The organism is Olsenella intestinalis (genome assembly GCF_023276655.1).
In the GTDB taxonomy this organism is placed as follows: Bacteria; Actinomycetota; Coriobacteriia; order Coriobacteriales; family Atopobiaceae; genus Olsenella_J; species Olsenella_J intestinalis.
In genome coordinates, this window is record NZ_JALGRK010000001.1 from 993,965 (window position 1) to 1,018,024 (window position 24,060).

18 protein-coding genes are annotated in these 24,060 nt (G+C 68.3%); 10 read left to right on the forward strand and 8 right to left on the reverse strand.

What is annotated here, in order from left to right:
• Nucleotides 1-9: 9 nt before the first annotated feature.
• Together pth2 and M5D76_RS03835 are read right to left on the reverse strand one after the other, a co-directional pair.
• The gene (gene pth2, locus M5D76_RS03830; RefSeq protein ID WP_248922058.1) at nucleotides 10-450 is read right to left on the reverse strand and encodes an aminoacyl-tRNA hydrolase; all 441 of its coding nucleotides are present in this window, start codon (nucleotides 448-450) and stop codon (nucleotides 10-12) included.
• A 37-nt stretch (nucleotides 451-487) separates the two neighbouring features.
• On the reverse strand, nucleotides 488-916 hold the full coding sequence (locus M5D76_RS03835; RefSeq protein ID WP_248922059.1) for an FKBP-type peptidyl-prolyl cis-trans isomerase: 429 nt from the start codon (nucleotides 914-916) through the stop codon (nucleotides 488-490).
• A gap of 144 nt (nucleotides 917-1,060) precedes the next feature.
• Between M5D76_RS03835 and M5D76_RS03840 the strand changes: the two genes are divergently transcribed.
• From M5D76_RS03840 to murI, 3 genes are read left to right on the forward strand one after another with little or no spacing between them, the layout of a single operon-like run.
• Complete coding sequence (locus tag M5D76_RS03840; protein ID WP_248922060.1) at nucleotides 1,061-2,845, forward strand: ATP-binding cassette domain-containing protein; 1,785 nt, start codon at nucleotides 1,061-1,063, stop codon at nucleotides 2,843-2,845.
• On the forward strand, nucleotides 2,832-4,529 hold the full coding sequence (locus tag M5D76_RS03845) for an ABC transporter domain-containing protein (protein WP_248922061.1): 1,698 nt from the start codon (nucleotides 2,832-2,834) through the stop codon (nucleotides 4,527-4,529). The genes M5D76_RS03840 and M5D76_RS03845 overlap by 14 nt, the downstream gene beginning before the upstream one ends.
• A complete protein-coding gene (murI, locus tag M5D76_RS03850; protein ID WP_248922062.1) occupies nucleotides 4,529-5,311 on the forward strand; it encodes a glutamate racemase in 783 nt (260 codons plus the stop codon). Before M5D76_RS03845 ends, murI begins: the two co-directional genes overlap by 1 nt.
• A 147-nt stretch (nucleotides 5,312-5,458) precedes the next feature.
• Here murI and M5D76_RS03855 read toward each other — a convergent pair whose 3' ends face one another.
• Nucleotides 5,459-6,343 carry a DegV family protein gene (locus M5D76_RS03855; RefSeq protein WP_248922063.1) on the reverse strand — a complete coding sequence of 295 codons (885 nt, stop codon included), beginning with the start codon at nucleotides 6,341-6,343 and terminating at the stop codon, nucleotides 5,459-5,461.
• 258 nt (nucleotides 6,344-6,601) lie between these two features.
• Here M5D76_RS03855 and deoC point away from each other — a divergent pair, with 258 nt between their 5' ends.
• Nucleotides 6,602-7,312, forward strand: a complete 711-nt coding sequence (gene deoC / locus M5D76_RS03860) for a deoxyribose-phosphate aldolase (RefSeq protein ID WP_248922064.1) — start codon at nucleotides 6,602-6,604, stop codon at nucleotides 7,310-7,312.
• 135 nt (nucleotides 7,313-7,447) lie between these two features.
• Here the strand turns inward: deoC and M5D76_RS03865 are convergent, their stop codons facing one another.
• Both M5D76_RS03865 and M5D76_RS03870 read right to left on the reverse strand, forming a co-directional pair.
• Nucleotides 7,448-8,449 carry a GGGtGRT protein gene (locus M5D76_RS03865; protein WP_248922065.1) on the reverse strand — a complete coding sequence of 334 codons (1,002 nt, stop codon included), beginning with the start codon at nucleotides 8,447-8,449 and terminating at the stop codon, nucleotides 7,448-7,450.
• A 17-nt stretch (nucleotides 8,450-8,466) separates the two neighbouring features.
• Nucleotides 8,467-9,159, reverse strand: coding sequence for an iron-sulfur cluster assembly scaffold protein (locus M5D76_RS03870; RefSeq protein WP_248922066.1), 693 nt, complete (start codon nucleotides 9,157-9,159; stop codon nucleotides 8,467-8,469).
• A gap of 271 nt (nucleotides 9,160-9,430) precedes the next feature.
• On the opposite strand from M5D76_RS03870, the gene M5D76_RS03875 reads away from it, so the two are divergent.
• A complete protein-coding gene (locus M5D76_RS03875) occupies nucleotides 9,431-10,357 on the forward strand; it encodes a DMT family transporter (RefSeq protein WP_248922067.1) in 927 nt (308 codons plus the stop codon).
• Between the two features lie 120 nt (nucleotides 10,358-10,477).
• Complete coding sequence (locus tag M5D76_RS03880; RefSeq protein ID WP_248922068.1) at nucleotides 10,478-13,732, forward strand: SNF2-related protein; 3,255 nt, start codon at nucleotides 10,478-10,480, stop codon at nucleotides 13,730-13,732.
• Between the two features lie 31 nt (nucleotides 13,733-13,763).
• On the opposite strand, the gene yaaA is transcribed toward M5D76_RS03880, so the two are convergent.
• Nucleotides 13,764-14,543, reverse strand: a complete 780-nt coding sequence (gene yaaA, locus M5D76_RS03885; RefSeq protein WP_248922069.1) for a peroxide stress protein YaaA — start codon at nucleotides 14,541-14,543, stop codon at nucleotides 13,764-13,766.
• Between the two features lie 232 nt (nucleotides 14,544-14,775).
• Here yaaA and M5D76_RS03890 point away from each other — a divergent pair, with 232 nt between their 5' ends.
• Complete coding sequence (locus tag M5D76_RS03890; protein ID WP_248922070.1) at nucleotides 14,776-15,492, forward strand: DUF554 domain-containing protein; 717 nt, start codon at nucleotides 14,776-14,778, stop codon at nucleotides 15,490-15,492.
• Between the two features lie 101 nt (nucleotides 15,493-15,593).
• Here M5D76_RS03890 and M5D76_RS03895 read toward each other — a convergent pair whose 3' ends face one another.
• Together M5D76_RS03895 and M5D76_RS03900 are read right to left on the reverse strand one after the other, a co-directional pair.
• Nucleotides 15,594-16,439, reverse strand: coding sequence for an ABC transporter substrate-binding protein (locus M5D76_RS03895; protein WP_248922071.1), 846 nt, complete (start codon nucleotides 16,437-16,439; stop codon nucleotides 15,594-15,596).
• A 113-nt stretch (nucleotides 16,440-16,552) separates the two neighbouring features.
• Nucleotides 16,553-17,407 (reverse strand): ABC transporter substrate-binding protein, encoded by an 855-nt coding sequence (locus M5D76_RS03900; RefSeq protein ID WP_248922072.1) that lies wholly within the window; start codon nucleotides 17,405-17,407, stop codon nucleotides 16,553-16,555.
• Nucleotides 17,408-17,819: 412 nt separating this feature from the next.
• Between M5D76_RS03900 and M5D76_RS03905 the strand changes: the two genes are divergently transcribed.
• The 3 genes from M5D76_RS03905 (at nucleotide 17,820) to M5D76_RS03915 (ending at nucleotide 24,035) form a co-directional block, all read left to right on the forward strand.
• Nucleotides 17,820-18,521 (forward strand): TetR/AcrR family transcriptional regulator, encoded by a 702-nt coding sequence (locus M5D76_RS03905; RefSeq protein WP_248922073.1) that lies wholly within the window; start codon nucleotides 17,820-17,822, stop codon nucleotides 18,519-18,521.
• Nucleotides 18,514-23,181 carry a 2-hydroxyacyl-CoA dehydratase gene (locus M5D76_RS03910; protein ID WP_248922074.1) on the forward strand — a complete coding sequence of 1,556 codons (4,668 nt, stop codon included), beginning with the start codon at nucleotides 18,514-18,516 and terminating at the stop codon, nucleotides 23,179-23,181. The genes M5D76_RS03905 and M5D76_RS03910 overlap by 8 nt, the downstream gene beginning before the upstream one ends.
• A 317-nt stretch (nucleotides 23,182-23,498) precedes the next feature.
• Entirely contained in the window at nucleotides 23,499-24,035 is a 537-nt protein-coding gene (locus tag M5D76_RS03915; RefSeq protein WP_248922075.1) for a M48 family metalloprotease, read from the forward strand.
• The last annotated feature ends 25 nt before the right edge of the window (nucleotides 24,036-24,060 follow it).

The window sequence follows — 24,060 nt, forward strand, 5'->3', positions numbered from 1 at the left end:
CGACGTTCGCTAGTAGAGCGGGAGGCCTCCCGTGATCGGGTCGATGTCCTCCGCGCGCAGCGGCTCGAACGCGAGGCAGGTGTAGGTCGCCTCGCCGTGGAACTCGGTGAGTCCCGCGTCGCGCACGAGCGCGCAGGCGAATCCGCGCTCGCGCCCGGCGTTTGCGACTTCGAGCAGCTCCTCCTCGGAGTCCACGTAGACGCAGACCTTGGCCACGCCGGCGTCGAACCAGTCGGAGAGCGCGGTGGCCTCGCGGCCGTCGTCCTCGAGGTAGACCCACTCGCCGCCGGGCGTCACGCGGATCTGCTCCAGGCGCTGCTCGCGCGCGAGCGCCATGAGGATCGCCTCCACGCAGGCGTGGCCCGACTGCGCGGCGATCTTGCCCTTGCGCATCTTGAGGTCACGCCTCATGACGATCATCTGCTTTGCCTTGTACGACGAGGGTGCCATGTCTCTCCTTGCTGACTGGTGCCGTCTTGCCTGGGCGCTAGTCCTCGACCTCGAGGAGCTCGATCTCGAAGTTGAGGGCCTTGCCGGCCATCTCGTGGTTCATGTCGAAGGTGATGATCTGGTCGTCCTTGGCCACGACGGTCGCGGGGAAGGGGTGGCCCTCCGGGCTCGAGAGGACGATGCGGGCGCCGACCTCAAGCTCCTCGGAGCCGGCGAGCTGCGCCATCGGGATGCTCTGGATGAGGTCGTCGCGGCGCTCGCCGTAGGCGTCGGCGGGCTCGAGGCGGATGTTGACGGTCTGCCCGACCTCCATGTCCCTCACGGCCGCGTCGAAGCCGGGAATCATCTGGCCGGCCATGCAGGTGAAGGCCAGGGCCTCGCCGCGGTCGCGCGACGAGTCGAACTTGGTTCCGTCGTCGAGGGTGCCGACGTAGTGGACCTTGACGTTCTTTCCTTCGTTGCTCACGGTGTCTCCTGCCTAATCGGAGTTCGGACTTTCGCGCGGGCGCGCGTTGTCCGATAATGGATACAAGAACTAACATGATACGACTTGACGCCGCCCATGGCCGCACGAAAGCGTGCGGTCGCCGGGCGCTGGAATTGGCCTGGTATGTTTGATCGAAGAGTGTGGGAGGTCGTGCGCGGCTGCGAGCGCGATTCCCTGTCATATGCGCTGCTCTGCTTCGCGACCTTCTCGCTTGACGCCGTCTGCGCCGTGCTGCTGGCGCTCGTCATCACCTCGGTGCTCGAGGGTGCGCCCTCCTGGCCCGCCGTCGCGGCCCTGCCGCTTGCTCTTCTCCTCCGCGCACCGCTCTCCTACGCCCGCTCGGCGCGTCGCGTCAGCGCGCAGGCCGCCGCGGCCCTCGAGGCCAACGGTCGCCTGTGCGAGAAGTACGCGCGCCTGTGCTGGGCGAGCGAGGCGGACGACTACGGTCCCGACTTCCTGTGGTGCGCCGGCGAGGGCGCGCGTCGCCTGGGCGAGCTCTTCGGCGAGGTCCTGCCCCGCATGATCGGCGCGCTCGCGCTCGCCCTCCCCGTCACGGTCGCGACGCTGTTCGTGTGCTGGCAGGTCAGCGTCACGTTCTTCGTGACCGCAGTGGCCGTGCTGGCGTCGCTCGTGACCGGCGCCGCCTCCGAGCGCAACCGCGTGATGAACGAGCGCATCGACGACATGCACGCGGTGTCGGCCTCGGCCGCCGACTACTTCGCCATTGTCATGCGCGAGTCGGAGACGCTGCGCGACTACCACGTCGAGTCCGACTTCGTGGAGCTCGCCGCCGCGCGCGGCACCAAGGCCGAGCACGTGCGCCTGCAGCGCGCCGAGCGCGGCCTCATGCTGATCACCTTCACGCTCGCCGTGGGCACCTGCGGCGCGGTCGTCGTCGGGCACATCTGCTCGCAGCTCTCGCGCGCCGGCGAGCTGAGCCCCCTCTTCGCGCTGGCGCTCGCGCTCGTGTGCGCCTACGCGACGGCGCGCATCGCCATGCTCGCGATCTCGATCCCGCACATGGCGGAGGCCGAGGTCGCCCAGGGCTGCATGGTCGAGCTGCTGGCGCTGCGCGAGCCCGCCGAGCACGGCTCGGCCGTGGCGGAGCCGGGCGACCACCTTGCCCTCAGCCACGTGTCCTACTCCCACGACGGGGAGGACGAGGCGCTCTTCGACGTCTCGCTCGACGTGCCCGCCGTCGGCCTCACGGCCGTGGTGGGTCCCGCCGGCAGCGGCAAGACCACGCTCGCCCAGGTGCTCTCCGGCCATGTGACCGACTACGAGGGGACCGTGTTCCTCGGCGGCAAGCAGTTCAGGGACTTCCCGCGCACGGCGCGCCTGCGCTACGTGACCCACGTCGACGGTGCGAGCGGGCTCGTCGCGGCCTCCGTCAGGGAGAACCTGCAGATGGCCGACCTGTCGGCCACCGAGGCCGAGATGTGGAGCGTGCTCGAGACCGTGGGCCTCGACAGCGAGATCCGCCGCCGCGGCGGGCTCGACTACGACCTCTCGGCGGCAGACGTCGAGCTCTCGCAGAGCGAGCGGCTCAGGCTCGTGTTCGCGCGCGCCCTGCTGCACAACTCGCCCGTCCTCGTGATCGACGCCCTCATGGACGACGTGAACCCCGTCGACGGCGAGCGCGCGATGATGGCGCTTCGTGCCATCGCGCGCTACAAGGCCGTCGTCTACCTCACGCGCCACCCGTCCCAGGCGCGCTTCGCGAAGCTCGAGTACGTCCTGTCCGGCGGCCGGATCATCGCGTCGGGCACGCACGAGGCTCTTCTCGCCAGCTGCGAGGAGTACCGCCTCGCCTTCGAGGAGCAGGACCGCGCACTCAGCCTCACGGCGATGCCGAGCGACCAGACCGTCGTGCTTGCGAAGGGAGGTGACGCCCATGCGGCGAACTAGCCCCTTCGCGCGCGTCCGCCCGTTCGCGCTCTCGAGGCGCACGGCGCCGCAGCTCGTGCTCACCGTGTGCCTCGGCGTGCTCGCCTGGGTCGCCGCGACGGCGTTCGCGGCGCTCGCGTGCGCCATGGTCACGGGCGTCAACCTCGGGCCCTTCGAGGCGGCGGGCGAGTACCTGCCCGTCTCGCTCCTGTCCACGGGCGCGCTCGCGGTCACGGCCGGCGCCGCGTACCACGGCAAGAAGGACGCCTACGTCTCCGAGACGCTCTCGAGGCTGCGCACGGCGGTGCTCGTTGCCGTGTGCGCGCCCAAGTCGCCCTGGGACGAGGAGCGCGGCGACAGCATGCTCGTGGCCGAGGTGTCGAACAGCATCGCCGCCCAGCGCGTGTTCTTCGAGGCGATCCCCATCGCGCTTGCCTCCGCGTGCTGCGCGCTGCTCATGGTGTGCGTCTCGCCCGTCGCGGCGCTGCTCTCGCTTCTGACGCTCGTGCTCGTGCTGCCGGTCGTGGCGGCCGTCTCGGGCAGGCTCACGCTCGGGCTCGCCACCAAGGCGCTTTCCACCGAGCGTGGCATCGAGGCGCAGGCGCACGACTCCATCCTGCGCTCGCGCGACCTCGTCCAGTACGAGTCGGGCGTGCCGCGCAACTCGCGCCTCGTGTCCGACATGGGCATCTACGCGCGTACGCGCTCCAAGGTGCTCGGCATCCGCTCGGCCTGCATCGCCTGCGGCATGGCGGCGCTGGCCCTGTGCTGGGCGCTCATCGTCGTCTTCCTCGGCCAGGGGGCGCTTCCCGGCGGGCACGCCGGCGTGTGCGTCCTGGCCTCGGCCACGGCCGTGCTCTTCTCGCTCGCGTATCGCCCCCATGTGATCGTCGAGCACGCGCAGGCGCGCGTTGCCGCGGAGGTCATCGACGTGGTCCTCACGCAGGCGCCCGCGCAGGAGCAGCCCGTGGCCGCCGACGTCTCCGTCTTCGGCGGCGCCGAGGTGCACGCCGTCGCGAGCTCGGACGTCCAGGGGGAGGTCCTGCACGACGCGAGCCTCGTGATCGAGCCGGGCTCGGTGGTCAGCGTCCAGTGCGACGACGACCGCGAGCGCGCCGTGCTGTGCGGCCTGTTCCTTGGCCACTACGAGGCCGACAAGGGCTTCGTCGCGCTCTCGGGCGTGCGCATCGAGGCGATGAGCGAGGAGTCGCTGCGCCACACTGTCGTGCCCGTCACGCGCAAGACCCCGCTGTTCACGGGCACGATCAGGCAGAACCTGCGCATCGGGCGGCCGAGCGCCTCCGACGCCGACCTCGTGGACGCCTGCCGCGAGGCCGGGCTCGCGTCGTTTGTCTCCGAGGGCGACGTGCTGGGCCTCGAGGTCGACGACCCCGAGCTCAGCCCGCGCCTCACGGCCGAGGTGCGCCAACGCATCGGCCTTGCGCGCGCCATCCTGTCGGACGCGCCGTTCATCGTCATGAACGACCCCACGGGCGACCTCGGGCCGCTCGAGGAGGCGCGCTTCCTGCGCAGCGTCGAGCGCCTCGCGCCCGCGCGCACGGTGCTGATCGTCACGCGCACCGACCTCGCGGAGCGCATCGCGCGCGCATCGTACAAGATGGAGTCGGGCAGCCTGCGTGCGGCCAGCATCGACCAGGCCGTGCCCGACATGGACGGAACGCGTGGATCCGGGGTGATCTTCTGATGGCTGTCACGGCACGGCCCGACGGCTTCGTCGGCGTCTTCGACTCCGGCGTCGGTGGCATCAGCGTCCTGAGGAGCCTCGTCGCCGAGCTCCCGCACGAGGACTTCGAGTTCTTCGGCGACTCGGCCAACGCCCCCTACGGCGAGAAGACCGCGCCCGAGGTGCTCGGGCTCTCCCGCTCGATCGTGGAGGACTTCGTGGCCGAGGGCGCCAAGTGCATCGTCATCGCGTGCAACACGGCGACGAGCGCGGCCGCGCAGACGCTGCGCGCCGAGTACGGCGAGCTTCCCATCGTGGGCGTCGAGCCCGCGCTCAAGCCCGCGACGCTTGCGCCGCGACACGGCCGCATCCTGGTCATGGCGACTCCCATGACGCTTCGGCTCGACAAGTTCCACAAGCTCGCCGAGAGGTGGGGCTCCGACTCCGAGGTGATCGGCGTGCCCTGCGTCGGGCTCGCGAGCCGCATCGAGCAGGGCAACCTCGAGGCAGACGACCTCTACGAGCTCCTCGAGGACCTCGTGGGGGAGTATCGCGGCACGGTCGACTCGGTGGTGCTCGGCTGCACCCACTACCCGTTCGTGAGGCGCCAGATCAAGCGCGTCCTGGGCGACGTGCAGCTCTTCGACGGCGCCGAAGGCACGGCGCGGCGCACCCGCAGCCTGCTCGAGGCGGGAGGGCTCCTGCGCGACGAGTCGCACGAGGGGACCGTCAGCTTCCGCTCGAGCAAGCAGGGCGCCGAGGAGATGCGCCTCTACCACGACCTCTACGAGCTCGACTTCTAGCTTCCAGGTCGCGAGTGGGGGAGGGCGCAGACGCTCGCCCCGCCGTGGGCACCGATCGATTGGCAAAAAGATGGGGCGGGGGCCAAGCGGCTTCCGCCCGTCATTTTGGTGTGCGCCTGCCTGCGAGGGGCAGGCTCTTCTCGGCCGCTAGGCGCGGCTCTTGCCCCAGAAGAAGAGGGCGACCGTGCCGGGGCCGGTGTGGCAGCCGATGGTCGCGCCGATGTCAAAGTGGTGGACCGCGCCGTTCATCTGGGGGAACTCGGCCTCGATGAGGGTCGAGACCTCCTTGGCGTCGGCCAGGCAGTCGGAGTTGATGATGAAGACCTTGTCGGAGTAGGCGTCGCCGTCCTGAGCGAGCTGGTGCATGAGCTGGACCACGCGCTTGATGGCCTTCTTCTTGGTGCGGATCTTCTCGCGCACGGCGAGGCTGCCGTCGGGCTCGACGTCCATGACCGGGCAGATCTTGAGGACGCCGCCCACGATGCCGGCGGCCTTGGAGATGCGGCCGCCGCGGATGAAGAACGTGAGGTCGGTGGAGAAGAACCAGTGCTGGACCTCGAGGCGGTGCTCCTCGGCCCAGGCGGCGAGATCGTCGATGCCCATGCCGCCGTCGCGCAGCTCGGCGAGCTTGTCCATCAGCAGGCCGTAGCCGGCCGAGGCGGCCAGCGAGTCGACCACGACGACCTTGTTGTCGGGGAACTCGGCCTGAAGCTCGCGAGCGGCGGTGCAGGCGGAGTTGTAGGTGCCGGAGATGCCCGAGGAGAGCGTGACGTGCAGGACGTCCTTGCCCTCCTTCAGGAAGCCGCGCCAGAAGTCCATGTACTCGCCGACCGAGATCTGCGAGGTCTTGGCATCGGCGCCGGCAAGCATGCGCGCGAACAGGTCCTTGGGGGAGTGCGTCTTGCCAAAGTCGTCCTTGCAGGTCTCGCCGCCGAGCTCGTAGTTGAAGAAGAGGTACTTGATGTCGTGCCTCTCGAGGAACTCCTCGGACACGTCGGCGGTCGAGCAGCAGCTTAGGATGTAGTCAGCCATATAAACGATTCTCCCTTCGCGCACGATGGTTGTTCTAGCTTAACCCATCGGAGGGCCTTTTGGACGTTCGACCGCGGCGTTCGTCTGGCTTTCGGGGGTCGGTCGCGCGACAGGTGCGGTCTGCGCGCGGCCGTTCGGATAGACTTTGTACGTCATGCCAACCCTGGCACCGCAGCGCGGCCCGTCGCGGACGCTCTTCTCCGCAGGGCAGGGGGTGCGTCCCTCGCGCAACGCGGCGCCGCGGACCCGGAGGGAACCATGCGCACATACTCGCTCGACGACCTTGCCCAGCTGGTCGACCACACCAACCTGCACCCCGATGCCACGCGCGCCGACCTGGAGCGGCTGTGCGACGAGGCCAGGCTCCACCACTTCAAAACGGTCTGCGTCAACTCGGCGCAGTCTGCGTTCTGCCGCGGGCTGCTCGAGGGGACGGACGTCCACGTGGGGGCGGCCATCGGCTTCCCGCTCGGACAGACGAGCATCGCAACGAAGGCGTTCGAGACGAGAGACGCCCTCTCCAACGGCGCGAACGAGATCGACTACGTCGTGAACCTCACCGAGGTCAAGGCTGCCAACTGGGACTACGTCCGCGACGAGATGCGCGCGATCGTCGACGCCTGCAACGAGGCCGGCGCCACCTCGAAGGTCATCTTCGAGAACTGCCTCCTCACGCAGGACGAGAAGATCCGCCTCTGCGAGATCGCGAGCGAGGTGCAGCCGACCTTCGTGAAGACGTCCACGGGCTTCTCCACGGGCGGCGCCACGGTGGAGGACGTGCGCCTCATGCGCGAGCACGTCGACGAGCGCGTCAAGGTCAAGGCCGCCGGCGGCATACGGTCCGCTGACGACCTCCTCGCCATGGTGCGCGCCGGCGCCGAGCGCATCGGCTGCAGCGCGAGCATCGCGATCATCGAGGAGATCGCGGGCCGCATGAGGGAGTCCGGCGTCGACTCGATCGAGCTGTAGTGCGGCCGCACATCGCGCATGCGCCTCGAGCGCCCCACGCATCCTAAACCCTGCGCATACGAGAAGAGCCCCGCCTCTCACGAGACGGGGCTCTGTGCTCAGCTGATCGCCTGGTGGCGAGGCTTTGGCCGTGTCTTAGGCCATGGCCTGCTCGACGGCGACGGCGCAGGCGACGGTGCAGCCGACCATGGGGTTGTTGCCCATGCCGATCAGGCCCATCATGTCGACGTGCGCAGGCACCGAGGAGGAGCCGGCGAACTGGGCGCTGGAGTGCATGCGGCCCATGGTGTCGGTCATGCCGTAGGAGGCGGGGCCGGCAGCCATGTTGTCCGGGTGCAGCGTACGGCCGGTGCCGCCACCAGAGGCGACGGAGAAGTACTTCTTGCCGGCGAGCGTGCGCTCCTTGAAGTAGGTGCCCGCGACGGGGTGCTGGAAGCGCGTCGGGTTGGTGGAGTTGCCGGTGATGGAGATGTCGACGTTCTCGTGCCACATGATGGCAACGCCCTCGCGGACGTCGTCGGCGCCGTAGCAGTTGACCTTGGCGCGCGGGCCGTCGGAGTACGGGATCGTCTGAACGACCTCAAGCTCGCCCGTGTAGTAGTCGAACTTGGTCTGGACGTAGGTGAAGCCGTTGATGCGGGCGATGATCTGGGCGGCGTCCTTGCCGAGGCCGTTCAGGATGACGCGCAGCGGCTTCTTGCGGGCCTTGTTGGCGTTGTTGGCGATGCCGATGGCGCCCTCGGCGGCCGCGAAGGACTCGTGGCCAGCGAGGAACGCGAAGCACTCGGTGTCCTCGCCGAGCAGCATGGCGCCCAGGTTGCCGTGGCCAAGGCCGACCTTGCGGTCCTCGGCGACGGAGCCGGGGACGCAGAAGGCCTGCAGGCCGATGCCGATGGCGGCAGCCGCCTCGGACGCGGTCTTGCAGCCCTTCTTGACGGCGATGGCGCAGCCGAGGGTGTAGGCCCAGGCGGCGTTCTCGAATGCGATGGACTGGATGTCCTTGGTGATCTCATAGGGGTTGAAGCCGAGGTCGGTGCAGATCTTCTGAGCCTCTTCCAGGTCGGCGATGCCATACTCGGCGAGGGTCTTGTTGATCTTGTCGATGCGACGCTCGTAGCCTTCGAACGTAACTGCCATTATTTCCGCCTCCCTTTCTACTCGTTGCGCGGATCGATGACCTTGGCGGGTTTGTCCCACTGGCCGTAGCGGCCCATGGCGTCGTCGACGGCCTTCTTGGGGTCGACGCCGTCCTTGAGCGCGTCAGTGAACTTGCCGAGGTTGAGGAACTCGAAGCCGATGATCTCGTTCTTCTCGTTCAGCGCGAGGTGGGTGACGTAGCCCTGGGCGAGCTCGAGGTAGCGGGCGCCCTTCTCCTTCGTGCCGTAGGTGGTGCCGATCATGGAGCGAAGGCCCTTGCCGAGGTCGTCGAGGCCAGCGCCGACGGGGAGGCCGTCCTCGGAGAAGGCGGTCTGCGTGCGGCCGTAAACAATCTGGAGGAAGAGCTCGCGCATGGCGACGTTGATGGCGTCGCAGACGAGGTCGGTGTTGAGAGCCTCGAGGATGGTCTTGCCGGGGAGGATCTCGGCAGCCATGGCGGCGGAGTGGGTCATGCCGGAGCAGCCGATGGTCTCGACCAGGGCCTCCTCGATGACACCCTCCTTAACGTTGAGGCTCAGCTTGCAGGCGCCCTGCTGGGGGGCGCACCAGCCGATGCCGTGCGTGTAGCCGGAGATGTCCTTGATCTCCTTGGACTGTACCCACTTGCCCTCCTCGGGGATGGGTGCAGGACCGTGGTATGCGCCCTTGGCGACGGGGCACATCCTCTCCACTTCTGCGGAATACTGCATGGTTCTCCTCTCCACCACATAAAGCGCGACGGGACCGTCCCGCGCGCAGTTGTCCGGTGTTGCTGGCCACGCGGCCAGACGCGTTCATTTTATGTCACGGGGACGCCGATTCGCATCAGCATGGTTAAGATGCCGAAAAAATGTTGTCTTGTGGATGAAACGCGCCAGTTGCGCGCAACTCCGTATTCATTTGCGTCGAGCCGTCTCCACATTCGTTCCACGACTGCGGACCGCCTTCGGCGCGCGGGCGCGCGTGCCTATAATGGCTCCCATGCGAATTCCAGCCAACACACCCTCCTGGGTCTTCGAGCTCGCGCTCGTGGGGACCACCGTCGCCTATGGCGGCTCCTACGTCGTGCTCAAGGAGGCCATGCTCGCGGTCAGCCCGGCGTGGCTGCTCGCCATCCGCTTCGCCATCGCGTCTGTCGTGATGGCGCTCGTCTTCGGGAGGAGAATAGCCTCCTGCCTCGGTCGCAGCCACATGCTCGCCGGCGCGGTCATCGGGCTGCCCCTTGCCGTGGGCTTCCTCGTCCAGAACGTCGGCCTCACGATGACCACGCCGGGGCGCAGCGCCTTCCTCACGGCGACCTACTGCGTCATGGTTCCGTTCCTCGCCTGGTCCGTCGAGCACCGGCGCCCGCGGCTGGGCAACGTCGCCGCTGCGCTCATGTGCCTCGCGGGCGTCGCGCTGCTCTCCCTCAAGGGGGAGGACGGTGCGCTTGGCCTGGGCCTGGGCGACGCGCTTACGCTCCTCTCGGCCCTCATGTTCGCCCTCAACATGGTCGCGGTCGCGCGCCTGGGCGCCGCCCACGACGCGGTCACCATCACCTTCGTCACCTTCGTGCTGAGTGCCGTGGTGTGCCTGGCCTGGGCGTTCGCCTCGGAGCCCATGCCCCAGGCCGAGGCGTTCACGCCCGACTTCTGGTGGCAGATGGCCTACGTCGTGCTGCTCTCGACCGTGCTGGGCGTGCTCGTCCAGAACGTCGCGCAGAAGCGCGTGCCGTCGGCGCAGGTGGCGCTTCTGCTCTCCTTCGAGAGCGTGTTCGCGGCGGTCTTCTCGGTGGCGTTCGCAGGCGAGAAGATCACGGCCGCGCTCCTGGGCGGCTTCGTGCTGATCTTCGCGTCCGTGCTGGTGAGCCAGTTCGCGCCGATCATCGGCGCATGGCTCGGTGCGAGGTCGCCCCTCGCGCGCGACTAGACCGCTCCAAACCGCTCGAAAAGGGGCTCGCGCACGTGGGAATGCGCTACCCTAGGGGGATGCGATGTTCTATGAGGTCATTTGCGCCCGTCGGGGCGCGTTCGAGCGGGGAGGCACCACGTGATTTCAGACACTGCCCTGGGCGAGGCCTGCCGCCCCGCCGTGCTCGGCCGCGCCCGCGTGATCGCGCGCTCGCGTGACGGGATCTGGAAGCGCGTCTGCTCCTACGACGGGCCCGTGACCTGCCTGAGCGCCCGTGTTGCGTCCACCTCCGGCGACGGCGAGACCTACGTCACCACCATCTCCTTCGACGAGTCGACCGACGTCGTGCACGACTACACCTGCACCTGCCCGGCGGCGCGTCGCTTCAGCGGCGCCTGCAAGCACAGCATCGCGCTCGCGCTCGCCTTCAACAAGGACACCGAGTCCTTCACCGGATACGACCGCCTCTTCCACGTGAGCACCAGCCCGGCGCTGCTCGCCTTTCTCGGCCGCGACGCCTCGGCCGTGCGCCTGAGGCCCACCGGCGACACCGCGGAGCAGCCCGGCACGGTCTCGCTCGTGCCCGTCATCATGCGCGACCACGGCATCAACTTGCGCCTGCGCATCGTCGGCTCGCAGGGCGCCTACGCCGTCAAGAGCATCGCGCGCCTCGCCGACAACGTGAGCCAGGGCTCGTTCTTCTCCTACGGCAAGCGCCTCGCCTTCGCCCACACGCTCGACATGTTCGACGAGCCGTCGGCGCGCCTCGCCCGCTTCGTCGTGCGCGCCATCCACAACCGCCGCGCCTTCGCGGCAGACGGCCTGCAGGCGCGCCCCCTCGGCGTGTACGGCTCGTCGCAGGGCGGCGCCAACCGCGACCTGCGCCTCTCCGGCCCCGAGCTCGACGAGCTGATGGAGATGCTCGTCGGCTCCACGGTCGAGTACGTCAACGCCCGCCGCGAGGGCGCCTCCACGCAGGGCCGCCCGCTCAAGGTGCGCGACGGCGACCCCAGGCCCCGGGTCCTCATCCGCTCCAAGGGCGACCACGGCTCCTTCGAGCTCGCCCACGACGGCGCCCTCGAGTTCTACGCGACCGAGGAGCGCCTCTACGCCATGGACCGCGACTCGATCATCCGCTGCCCGCCCGAGCTGCGCGAGCTCGCGCCCTTCCTCACCGTCGCCTTCGCCGGCGGCACCACGCGCCTCATGCTCTCCGAGCGCGACGCCCCGCGCTTCGCCGCCACGCTCCTGCCGCGCCTCGAGCGCGCCATCTCGGTCGACGTCCCGCCCGAGATGGAGGCCCTGCGTCCCGACCCCGTCTCGATCGAGTTCCGCCTCGACCGCGACCGCTCGGGCGTCACCTGCGACGTCGTGGCCGTCTACGGCGAGAAGAGCTTCCACGTCGCCCAGAGGCAGGCCTCGGCCGCGCTCGACGCCAGCCGCGACGCCGAGGCGGAGGCCGACGCCCGCCAGCTCGCGGGCCGCTACCTCACCCTCGGCCGCACCGACCTCGCCCGCATCCCCGCGCGCAACGCCGACGCGATCGCGCGCCTCGTGTTCGAGGGCACCCGCGAGATGGGGCGCATGGGCCGCGTCATCACCACGCCCGCCTTCGACGCGCTCGTCTCGCGCGTCACGCCCTCCGTCCGCGTCGCCCTCGCGGTCAAGTCCAACCTCATCAGCCTCTCGGTCTCGGCGGACGACCTGCCGCTCTCCGAGCTCTACGCCCTTCTCGACAGCTACCGCAAGAACCAGCGCTTCCACCGCCTGAGCGACGGCTCGTTCGTCGACCTCTCGAAGGGCGACCTCTCCGAGGCCGCGCGCCTCGCCGACGAGCTCGGCCTCACGGCCGCGGAGCTCGCCTCCGGCACGATCGAGATCCCCTCGTACAAGGCGTTCCTCCTCGACTCGATCATGTCCGACGAGGAGAAGGACGAGTCCTTCGTCCGCTGCGTCGAGGGCTTCCGCTCCGTCGACCCCGCCGCCTACGAGCCGCCCGCCGAGCTGGCCGGGCGCCTGAGGCCCTACCAGCGCGCGGGCTTCCAGTGGATGAGCGCCCTGTGCGACATGGGCTTCGGCGGCATCCTGGCCGACGAGATGGGCCTCGGCAAGTCCGTCCAGCTCATCTCCCTGCTGCTCGCCCGCGCCGGCGAGGGCCGCTCGCTCGTGGTCTGCCCCGCGTCGCTCGTCTACAACTGGCAGTCCGAGTTCGAGAAGTTCGCGCCCTCCCTCGACGTCGCGCCCGTCGTCGGCAACGCCGCCGAGCGCCGCCAGATCCGCTCCGACGAGTCCCACCAGGTGCTCATCACCTCGTACGACCTGCTCCGCCGCGACATCGAGGACTACGGCCGTATGAGCTTCTGGGGCGAGTTCCTCGACGAGGCCCAGTTCATCAAGAACCACGAGACGCTCGTCTCCCGCGCCGCCAAGGCCGTCCGCGCCGAGCACCGCATGGCGCTCACCGGCACGCCCATCGAGAACCGCCTCTCCGAGCTCTGGAGCATCTTCGACTTCCTCATGCCCGGCCTGCTCGGCGGCTACGAGCGCTTCCGCGACCGCTTCGAGCTGCCCATGGCCTCAGGCGACGTCGACGCCGCCGAGCGCCTGCGCAACCTCACAGCCCCCTTCGTGCTGCGCCGCCTCAAGTCCGAGGTCCTGCGCGACCTGCCCGACAAGCTCGAGCAGGTCGTCCTCGCGCCGCTCGAGGGCGAGCAGGGCCGCCTCTACCGCGCCCACGAGCAGGCCCTGCGCCTCGCGCTCACCAGGCAGTCCGACGCCTCCTTCAGCCGAGAAAAGCTACAGGTCCTCGCCGAGCTCACTCGGCTGCGCCAGCTCTGCTGCGACCCCAGCCTCGTCTACGACGAGTACGAGGGCTCCTCGGCGAAGCTCGACACGATCCTCTCGCTCGTCTCGTCCATCGTCGACGCCCAGTCCAAGATGTTGATCTTCTCGCAGTTCACGAGCTTCCTCGACATCATCGCGTCCAAGCTCGACGACCACGGCGTGCGCTACTACATGCTCACGGGCTCCACGCCCAAGCGCCGCCGCATCGAGATGGTGGACGCCTTCAACCACGACGAGACGCCCGTCTTCCTCATCTCGCTCAAGGCCGGCGGCACGGGCCTCAACCTCACGGGGGCCTCGGTCGTCGTGCACGCGGACCCGTGGTGGAACGCCGCCGCGCAGAACCAGGCCACTGACCGCGCGCACCGCATCGGCCAGACCCGCGACGTCACGGTCTACAAGGTGATCGCCAAGGGCACGATCGAGGACCGCATCCTCGCACTGCAGGAGTCGAAGCGCGACGTGGCCGAGCAGGTCATCGGCGTCGGTGGGGGAGCGTCGCTCGCCTCGCTTCGCAAGGAGGACCTCATCGAGCTCCTGGGCGACTAGCCCCCGGCCCGGTCCGGCCCGCCCCGCCACGCTACCCGCGCACGAACACGAGGCATCCCTCGTCCGAGCGGCCCTCGTCCAGGGAGTAGCCCCGCTCGGCGAACGCCCCGAGCTCCTCCACGTCCGCGACTTGCCGCTCCGCGCACCACCGTACGAACGTCCCGCGCGCGGCCTTGGCCTCGGTCGCCCGCTGCACGAGCCTCCCGTCGCTCTCGCGCACGCTCCCGAACAGGCACGTCACGATCGGCGGCCCGTCCGGCAGCGCGTGCGGCAGCACCGCCCGCGCATACTCCACCGACGCCAGGTTCACGATCGCGTCCGCGTCCCGCTCCGAGCACAGCGCGTCATACGGGCGGCTGTCCCAGAACTCGTAGAGGTCGCGCGCCCCGCCCACGGCCAGCCGCGCCTGCATCTCCAGCCGATACGGCACCACGCCGTCAAGCGGCCGCAGGATCCCGTACATCCCCGACACGATCCGCAGGCTCCGCTCCAGCCACGCCAGCTCCCGCTCGCTCATGACCTGCGGCGCAAGGTGCCGGTACTGGATGCCGTCGTACGCCACGACCGCCGCCGTCAGTGCCGCCGGCTCCCCGCCGATGTCGCCCGCCAGCGTCGCCAGCCGCTCATAGTTCGGCCCCGAGATCGCGTCGCTCGCCTTCCACAGCGCCTTCGCCTCCTCGTACGACAGGCTCGCCAGCTCCTCTGCCAGGCGTCGTGCCTCCGCCGAGAAGAGCGGCCTCGTCCTCGCGACCGGCTCCCCGTCTGTGACCCGCATCTTCTTCGCAGGCGAAATGATCAGCTTGAGCGCCATGCACCCTCCCGACTCCCGGTCGCGCGTCCCATGCACATGATTCTCCCCACCCGCCGCACGCATGGCAAGGTGCCCGCGCCCGCAGGCCCGCACCTGCCGCTCTCGCCATCGAGCCTCGCCCGATCTGAATTCTCTGCGGGCAACCGCCAGACCTTCTGCCCGCAACCATAAAAGGTATATCCTTCTGCGCGTTGCGTCCGCGCGGCCCCCGCCGCCAACCAAAGGAGTTCCCGTGGTACTGCTCGGTGCCCTGCTCAACGCCCTCGAGGCCTTCATCGGAGGCGTCATCGGCCTGCTCTTCAAGAGCCACGTCTCCGACGACCTCGGCGACTTCCTCATCAAGGGCCAGGGCCTCGCCGTCATCCTCGTCGCCGTCCAGGGCATGACCAAGGGCGGCAGCGTCGTCGTGGTCACGCTCGCCCTCGCGCTCGGCTGCCTCGTCGGCTACGTCCTCGACCTCGACGGGCACGTCCGCCGCCTCGGCGACTGGGCCCAGCGCTCCCTCAACGCCAAGTTCAGCGGGGGAGAAAAGCTCGGCTCGTTCTCCGAGGGCTTCGTCAACGCCACGCTCTTCTGCTGCACCGGGGCCATGGCCATCGTCGGCTCGCTCGCCAGCGGCATCCAGCTCAACCACGACACGCTCATCGCCAAGGGCCTCATCGACCTCGTGGTCTGCATCCCCTTCGCCGCCACCATGGGCATCGGCGTCCCCTTCGTCGGCGTGAGCCTCTTCGTCTACGAGGGTGCCCTCAGCCTCCTGGCCAGCGTGCTCGCCGGCTTTCTGACCGACGCCGTCGTCACCGAGGTCGCCGTCACCGGCTCGATCCTCCTGCTCGCCGTCGGCACCAACCTCCTCAAGGTGACCGACCTCAAGGTCGCCAACATGCTCCCTGCCGCGTTCATGCCCATCGCGCTCGTCCCGCTCATGGGCGCGCTCGGCCTCATGTAGCACCTCGCGCGACCGTGCCTTGCGACTGCGCAAAGGGACCCACCGCAGCCGCAGCCGCGATGGGTCCCTCCTCGTCAGCAGGCATGCGCCACGCCCCTGCGCTACACCTCCTTGCCGAACCACTTCCTCTGCAGCTCGGCCATGGTGCCGTCCGCCTTGATGTCCGCAAGCGCCTTGTTGATCGCGCGCGTCAGCTCCGGGTTCGACTTGCTCACGACCACGCCGTACTGCTCGCCCGTGGGAATCTCGCCGCCTGTCGGGATCGTCAGGTCGCTGTAGGCCACCTTGATCTCGTAGCTCGAGACGGGCAGGTCGGTCACGGCCGCCGCGTACAGGTTGGACTGCACGCCCGTCAGCGCCTGGATGATGTCGTCCAGCGGCACGATGGTCGCGCTCGGCAGGTTCTCCTTCGCCCACGACTCGCCCGACGTGCCCGACTGCACCGCGATCTGCATGCCGCTGGCGTTGAGCTGCTCCTTCGTCGTGGCCGCGGCATCCTTGCGCACCACGATCGACTGGTTGGAGTCCAGATACGGCTCGCTGAAGTCGATCTCCTGGGCCCGCGCGTCGGTAATGGTGATGGCGCCGAGAGAGACGTCCGCCTTTCCTCCCTGCTTGATCGTGGGCACGATGGTGTCGAACTGGACGGTCGGCAGGATGTTGGGCTCAAGGCCCAGCTTTGCGCAGATCGCCTTGTACAGGTCGACGTCGAAGCCCTCGTGCTCGCCGGTCTTCTCGTTCATCGAGACGAAGGGAGGGAAGTAGAAGTTCGAGACGAGCGTCAGCTTCCCCTCCTTGACCAGTTCGTACCCTGCGGCCGTCTTCGTGCCCGCGCCGGTGCCGCCGGACGCCTGGCCGCATCCCGCGAGGCCGAGCACCCCCGCGCCAACCAGGCCCAGGCCGCACATCTTCACGAAGTTCCTGCGTGTCATGCTGTTCGAGTTCATAAGAAATCCCCTTCCCCGCAGGTGGCGGGTAGCGTTGCCCGGGCGAGCAGGCCCGCCCGGGCATCAGTCAGTCGTCTTGTTCTCGTGCCGTGTGGCGCCCGTCTCCGCCCGCGCTACAGCTTCTGGCCGAACCACTTCTGCTTGAGCGCGTCCATGGTGCCGTCGGCCTGCAGGTCGGCGAGGGCCTTGTTGATGTCGGCCGTGAGCTTCGAGTTCGTCTTGCTCACGACGATGCCGTACTGCTCGCCCGTGGGGATCTCGATCATGACCTTCAGGCTCGTGTACGACTGCTTGCAGAGGTACGACATCACGGGCAGGTCGGCCACGGCCGCCGCGTAGAGCCCGGTCTGCACGCCGGTCAGCGCCTGGATCGCGTCGTCGAGCGGCACGCACGTGGCCTGCGGCAGGTTCTCCTTCACCCACGACTCGCCCGTGGTGCCGGACTGGACGGCGACCTGCGTGCCGGCCACGTTCAGCTGCTCCTTGGTGAGCGAGCCCACCGACGCCGGGGCGACGAGTGCCTGGTTGGAGTCGAGGTACGACTCCGTGAAGTCGATCTCCTGCTTGCGCTCGTCGGTGATCGTGAACGCCGAGACGCCCACGTCCGCCTTGCCGCCCTGCTTGATCAGCGGGATGATCGTGTCGAACTTGGTGGCCGGCAGCCACTTCATCGTGAGGCCAAGCTTCTTGGCGATGGCGTCCATCATGTCGATCTCGAAGCCCTCGGGGCTCCCGCCGCCGTCGGGAATCGACTCCAGGGGAGGGTAGGCCATGTCCGAGACGCCCATCAGGGTGCCGGCCTCCACCAGCGTGTAGCCCTTGTCGTTGGTCGCCGTCCCGCCGGACGGCGCGCCGCACGCGGCAAGCCCGAGGCTCGCCAGCCCCAGTCCGCAGAGCGTGACGAATCCTCGTCGCGTGAGTCGGCTTTCAAGCGGGGTCTTCGCGTTCGTCTTCGCGTCCATAGCCATGGGGGCCTCCGTCCCTATTTGCTTCGCGGCCGCAGCCGCCTCTCTCGCCCGGGGGTTGCTCCGTGCGTTGGCGAAGAGTTTCGCCCCACCGGCCGCCACCTGCGCCCGCCCTCGCCCGTTGTTAACAAAACGGTTATAAACACCCGTTGAAAACACGTTCAAACGATATACGCGCATCCTCAAACGCACAATTCTGCATAACCACGAGAGCAATCTGCATACACGCCGAGAAGAGCCTGCCGCCGTGCCCCGCATCACCCCACGTACGCAGCCTCATCCCTCGTACTCGTGGGGCAAATGTGTAGGTTCTTATATTGCATGGCCGCGCGCCTGCGTTTCTTCTCACCTTGTGTAATACTTCACATGCTGTGTAATACTGCACACCATGTGAAGAACCAGGAGGTACGCCTCGATGCGACCAGCATTGCGCGAGCTAGACGCCGCGCAGAGCACCGACCGCAGGAGCGTGCGAACCCGTTCCGCCCTGCGCGACGCCCTCGCCGCCGAGATCGAGGAGACCGGTGACCTCTCCCAGGTCACGGTCACCGCGGTGAGCGACCGCGCCGGCGTCACGCGACGCACGTTCTACTCCCACTACCGCGACATCGCCGACCTCGTCTGCCAGATCGAGGACGAGACGGTGCGCGAGTCCCACGAGCTCGTCCGCCGCATCGCGGACACGCGCCTCAGCGAGCTGCAGGAGTCCATCTCCCGCTTCGAGCCGTGCCCGGGAGGCGTCGAGCTGCTCACCTACTTCAAGGAGCGTGGCACCTATCTGTCGGCACTGCTCGGCGACGGGGGAGACCCCGGCTTCGCCGAGAAGCTCACCTGCGTCGTGCGCGACGCGGTGCGCGACCGCGCGAGCGAGGGCCTCGTCCCGCTCGCATCGGGCGCGTTCTTCGAGTACTACCTCACCTTCGCCATCTCGGCCGAGGTGGGCGTCCTCGTGCGCTGGCTCACCAGCGGCATGCACGAGAGCGTGGAGGTCATGGCCCGCATCATGACGGCGCTCATGTTCGTGCGCCCGGGCGACCTCTACGGAAGGAAGATCGACTTCGACATCCCCGCCATCGGCGTCGGGGCACTCGCGACGAAGGGAAATCCTGATGACTAACCACTCCGCATCCAACGCGGCGCAGGCCGGCGCCAGGCAGGCGATCGAGCTCGAGCAGTTCGAGGCAGAGCTCAGGCCCAAGAGGCCGATCGACCTCTCCCACGCGCACCTGCGCCTGGGCATCGACGTCGGCTCGACCACGGTCAAGCTCGCCGTCATCGACGACAACGACAACCTGATCTACGCCAACTACGAGCGTCACCACACCGACGTCAAGGCGACCGCGCGCCAGGTCTTCGAGAAGGCCCAGGCCGTCCTCGGCGACGCCCCCATGCGCGTCTCCATCACGGGCTCCGGCGGCATGCTGCTCGCCCAGTGGCTCGGCGTCGAGTTCGTCCAGGAGGTCATCGCCTCCAAGAACGCCGTCGAGGCCCTCATCCCCCAGACCGACTGCGCCATCGAGCTCGGCGGCGAGGACGCCAAGATCATCTACTTCGACAACGGCATCGAGCAGCGCATGAACGGCACCTGCGCCGGCGGCACGGGCGCCTTCATCGACCAGATGGCGTCCCTCATGGAGACCGACGCCTCGGGCCTCAACGAGCTCGCCAAGGGCGCCGAGCACATCTACCCGATCGCCTCGCGCTGCGGCGTCTTCGCCAAGTCCGACGTCCAGCCGCTCCTCAACGAGGGCGCGGCCCGCGCCGACGTCGCCGCCTCGATCTTCCAGGCGGTCGCCAACCAGACCATCTCCGGCCTCGCCTGCGGCCACCCCATCCGCGGCTACGTCGCCTTCCTCGGCGGACCCCTCCAGTACCTCTCCGAGCTGCGCGACCGCTTCTACAAGACGCTCAAGCTCGACGAGGACCACCGCCTCATCCCCGAGAACGCGCACCTCTTCGTCGCCACGGGCGCGGCCCTTGCCGGCGAGTCCGACAAGTACGTCACCTTCGCCGAGGTCATCCGCGACCTCGACAACCTCGGTGACACCCAGGGCTCCGAGGTCGAGCGCCTCGACCCGCTCTTCGAGACCGAGGCCGACTACGAGGCCTTCAAGGCCCGCCACGACAAGGAGGTGGTCGAGAAGGGCTCCCTCGACGACTACCACGGTCGCGTGTACATGGGCATCGACGCCGGCTCCACCACCATGAAGGCGGCCGTCGTCGGCGAGGACGGCCAGCTCCTCTACACCTGGTACGGCAACAACAACGGTGACGTCCTCGGCACCGCCCGCACGATCATGAACGACATCTACGACCACCTCAACGACGACTGCGAGATCGGCCACGTCACCACGACCGGCTACGGCGAGGGCATCCTCATCGAGGCCCTCGGCGCCGACTCCGGCGAGATCGAGACCGTCGCGCACCTGAGGGGCGCCAAGGCCTTCGTCCCCGACGTCAACTTCATCCTCGACATCGGCGGCCAGGACATGAAGTGCCTGCAGGTCAAGGGTGGCATCATCGAGCACATCTCCCTCAACGAGGCGTGCTCCTCGGGCTGCGGCTCCTTCATCGCCAACTTCGCCGACTCCATGGGCATGGACGTCCGCGAGTTCGCGGCCGCGGCCGTTCGCGGCGAGAGGCCCGTCGACCTCGGCAGCCGCTGCACCGTCTTCATGAACTCCCGCGTCAAGCAGGCGCAGAAGGAGGGCGCGACCATCGGCGACGTCGCCGCGGGCCTGTCCTACTCCGTCATCAAGAACGCGCTCTTCAAGGTCATCAAGCTGCGTGACTACGACGAGATCGGCAAGTACGTCGTCGTCCAGGGCGGCACCTTCATGAGCGACGCGACCCTGCGCGCCTTCGAGCTCCTCACCGGCCGCGAGGTCATCCGCCCCGACATCGCCGGCGTCATGGGAGCCTACGGCGCTGCTCTTCTCGCCCGCGACCGCGCGGGTGCGGCCGGCACCTCGAACCTGCTCTCGCGTGACGAGATCAACAACCTCGAGGTCAAGCACACCAACGCCCACTGCGGGCGCTGCTCCAACAACTGCCTGCTCACGATCAACTCCTTCGGCAACGGTCGCCGCTTCATCACGGGCAACCGCTGCGAGAAGGGCTCGGGCAAGCCCAAGAGCGAGCAGTCCCAGGCGCCGAACCTGTTCAAGTTCAAGAACCGCCTGCTGTTCGAGCGCGAGGGCCTCTCGGCCGACGAGGCGCCGCGCGGCACCGTCGGCATCCCGCGTGCCCTCAACATGTACGAGAACTTCCCGTTCTGGCACGCGTTCTTCACGAAGCTGGGCTTCTCGGTCGTGCTGTCCGACCCCACGACCCGCAAGACCTACGAGGCCGGCACCGAGTCGATGCCGTCCGAGTCGGTGTGCTACCCCGCCAAGCTCAGCCACGGCCACATCATGAACCTGCTGGAGAAGGACACCGACTTCATCTGGATGCCCTGCATCCGCTGGGAGCGCCAGGAGGACGAGACCGCCGGCAACCACTACAACTGCCCGATCGTCATGAGCTACCCGCAGGCGCTCGGCCTCAACGTCGACGAGCTGGCCGACCCCACGGTCGAGTTCATCGACGCGTTCATCCCGTACGACAAGAAGAGCGAGCTCAAGCGTCGCCTCTTCGAGCTCGTGCAGGTCAAGCGTCGCGAGGACGCCGCGGCCGGCAAGGGCCGCTTCAAGGGCGACGACATCACCCGCGCCGAGGTCGACGAGGCCGTCAACGTCGCCTGGGAGGCCGACCTCGAGTTCAAGGAGCAGATGAGGCGCAAGGGCGACGAGGTCCTGCAGTGGATCGAGGACAACGACGCCCACGGCATCGTGCTCGCCGGCCGCCCGTACCATAACGACGGCGAGATCAACCACGCCATCCCCGAGATGCTCCAGGGCTTCGGCTTCGCCGTCCTCACCGAGGACAGCGTCGCCCACAAGATGAGCCCCGAGCGCCCGATCCGCGTCGTCGACCAGTGGATGTACCACAGCCGCCTCTACCGCGCGGCCCGCTTCGTCGCGACCCGCAACGACCTCGACCTCATCCAGCTGCAGTCGTTCGGCTGCGGCCTGGACGCCCTCACCACCGACCAGGTGCAGGAGATCCTCGAGGCCTCCGGCAAGATCTACACCGTGCTCAAGATCGACGAGGTCTCCAACCTCGGCGCCGCCCGCATCCGCGTGCGCTCGCTGATGGCCGCCCTCAAGGAGGAGCGCGCCCAGCTCGAGCGCCAGACCGCCGCAGGCACCGCCGTCGAGGTCATGCCCGACGAGGTCCGACTGGCCGACGGCTCGCTCGAGCACGCTCGCGCCACCGACCTGTCGAGGCGCCCGCCCGTCTACCGCGCCGCCAAGAGCGCCGCGTTCAAGAAGGTGCGCTACACCAAGAAGATGCAGGAGGAGGGCTACACGATCCTCGCGCCGCAGATGAGCCCCATCCACTTCGAGATCGTCGAGGCGCTCCTGCGCTCGGTGGGCTACAACGTCGTGCTGCTTCCCTCCGTCGACCACGCTGCCGTCGACACGGGCCTCAAGTACGTCAACAACGACATCTGCTACCCGTCGATCCTGGTCACGGGCCAGATCATGGAGGCCGTCCTGTCCGGCAAGTACGACCTCGAGCGCACGGCCGTGCTCATCTCGCAGACCGGCGGCGGCTGCCGCGCGACCAACTACATCGCGCTCATCCGCAAGGCGCTCAAGGACTCCGGCCACGAGAACGTGCCTGTCATCTCGCTGTCGGTCGCGGGCGGCCTCGACGAGGACAACCCCGGGTTCAAGCTGCTGCAGCCGGGGCTCATCAAGCGCGCCGTGTACGCTCTTCTCTACGGCGACCTGATCATGAAGTGCCTCTACCGCACCCGTCCGTACGAGGCCGAGGCCGGCAGCGCCGACCGCCTCTACGAGTCGTTCATGAGCCGCGCCAAGACCCTCATCCCGCGTACCAACCGCAAGGCCTTCTACGAGCTGTGCGAGGACACCGTCAAGCGCTTCGACGCGCTGCCGCTCGCGGGTGACCGCAGCAAGCCGCGCGTGGGCGTCGTCGGCGAGATCCTCGTCAAGTTCCACCCGACGGCCAACAACGAGGTCGTCAAGGTCATCGAGGGCGAGGGCTGCGAGGCCGACGTCCCGGGCCTCGTGGACTTCTTCCTGTTCGGCACGTCCAACCAGCTCAACATGAAGGACGAGCTGGGCACCAAGAGGACGAGCCGCCTCACGCACGCCGCGGGCATCAAGCTCATCGAGGGCATGCGCGCCCCGATCAACAAGATGCTCGAGCGCTCCGAGCGCTTCGAGCCCTACGGCAGCATCTACGAGCTGGGCGAGAAGGCCGAGAAGGTCCTCTCCCTCTGCAACACGATGGGCGAGGGCTGGCTGCTCACGGCCGAGATGATCGACCTGATCGAGCTCGGCACGCCCAACATCGTGTGCGCGTCGCCCTTCGCCTGCCTGCCCAACCACGTCGTGGGCAAGTCGGTCATCAAGCGCCTGCGCCAGATGCACCCGGAGAGCAACATCGTCGCGGTCGACTACGACCCCGGCGCCTCCGAGGTCAACCAGCTGAACCGCATCAAGCTCATGATCTCGGTCGCCAAGGAGAACTTCAAGAACGGCGCCGCCTTCAGGATCGAGAACCCGGCGGACCCGACCGCGGCCGCGGGTGTCGCGACCTCCGGCTCCGCTCACGCCTGCGGCACCGGCGAGCCTTCCATCACGCTCTCGCCCGCGCAGCTCGAGCAGATCGAGCAGGCCAAGCACAAGGCCGGCGTGAGGTAGTCACGCGCCTGCACGCGACGTCTGGCGTCTGAGAGGGGGTGGGCCTTGTGCCCGCCCCCTTCTTTCGTGCGCGGCGGCACGCTCTTCTCGGCGTCGTTGGCGTGCTACTGCCGCTCGCCATGCAAAACCGACCCTTTGCCGCGCGCGGTCGTCGATGTCCGTGCGCTTGCCGTGCCCGTGCGGCCGTGCGTCGCCGCATCGCATCTGCTACCTGCGCCCTGTCGTAACCTTGGATACGTGGCAGCTTTGATGGGGGAGAGCATGGGTGGATTCGCTACAGCGTGGGGTCGCCCGCCCGTGAGGGGGTGGTCGTCGTGATGCGCATGGTCATTGGCATCGTCACGTTCGCGGCACCGCTCGTGGCGCTCTCCATGCAGCTCGCGGACAGCGCCGGCATGGCCGAGCGCCACCACCGCCACCACGATTCCTATTCCGTGTCGCCCAACTTCCTGCGGGCGCTCGTGATCGTCATGATGTTCATGTCGGTGCTGGGGATCCTTCTGGCGTGGCTCTGCCGCCTGGGGGTCTACTCCGCCAACGACCTGGTGCTGCTTGCGTTCTTCGCGAGCTTCGTCGTCGTCACCTTCGTGCTCTGGGCGAGCATGCGGCGCTATCGCGTGGTGACCTACGCCGACTACATGGACGTGACGCCGCCGCTTGGCGCGCCCGTCGCGGTCGCGTACAACGACATCGAGCGCATCGAGCGCTCGCCTGCGGCCGTGCTCTCCGGCCAGCATGACGTGCGACTCTACGTCGGAGGCGACGATCCGCGCGTGATCAGGTTGTGGGGGATGGTTGACGTCGAGCAGGTCCTGCTGCGCGTGAACCGCTTCGAGGTCCTCGACGACATGTGATCTTGCCTGCAGGCGGTTTTCGGTC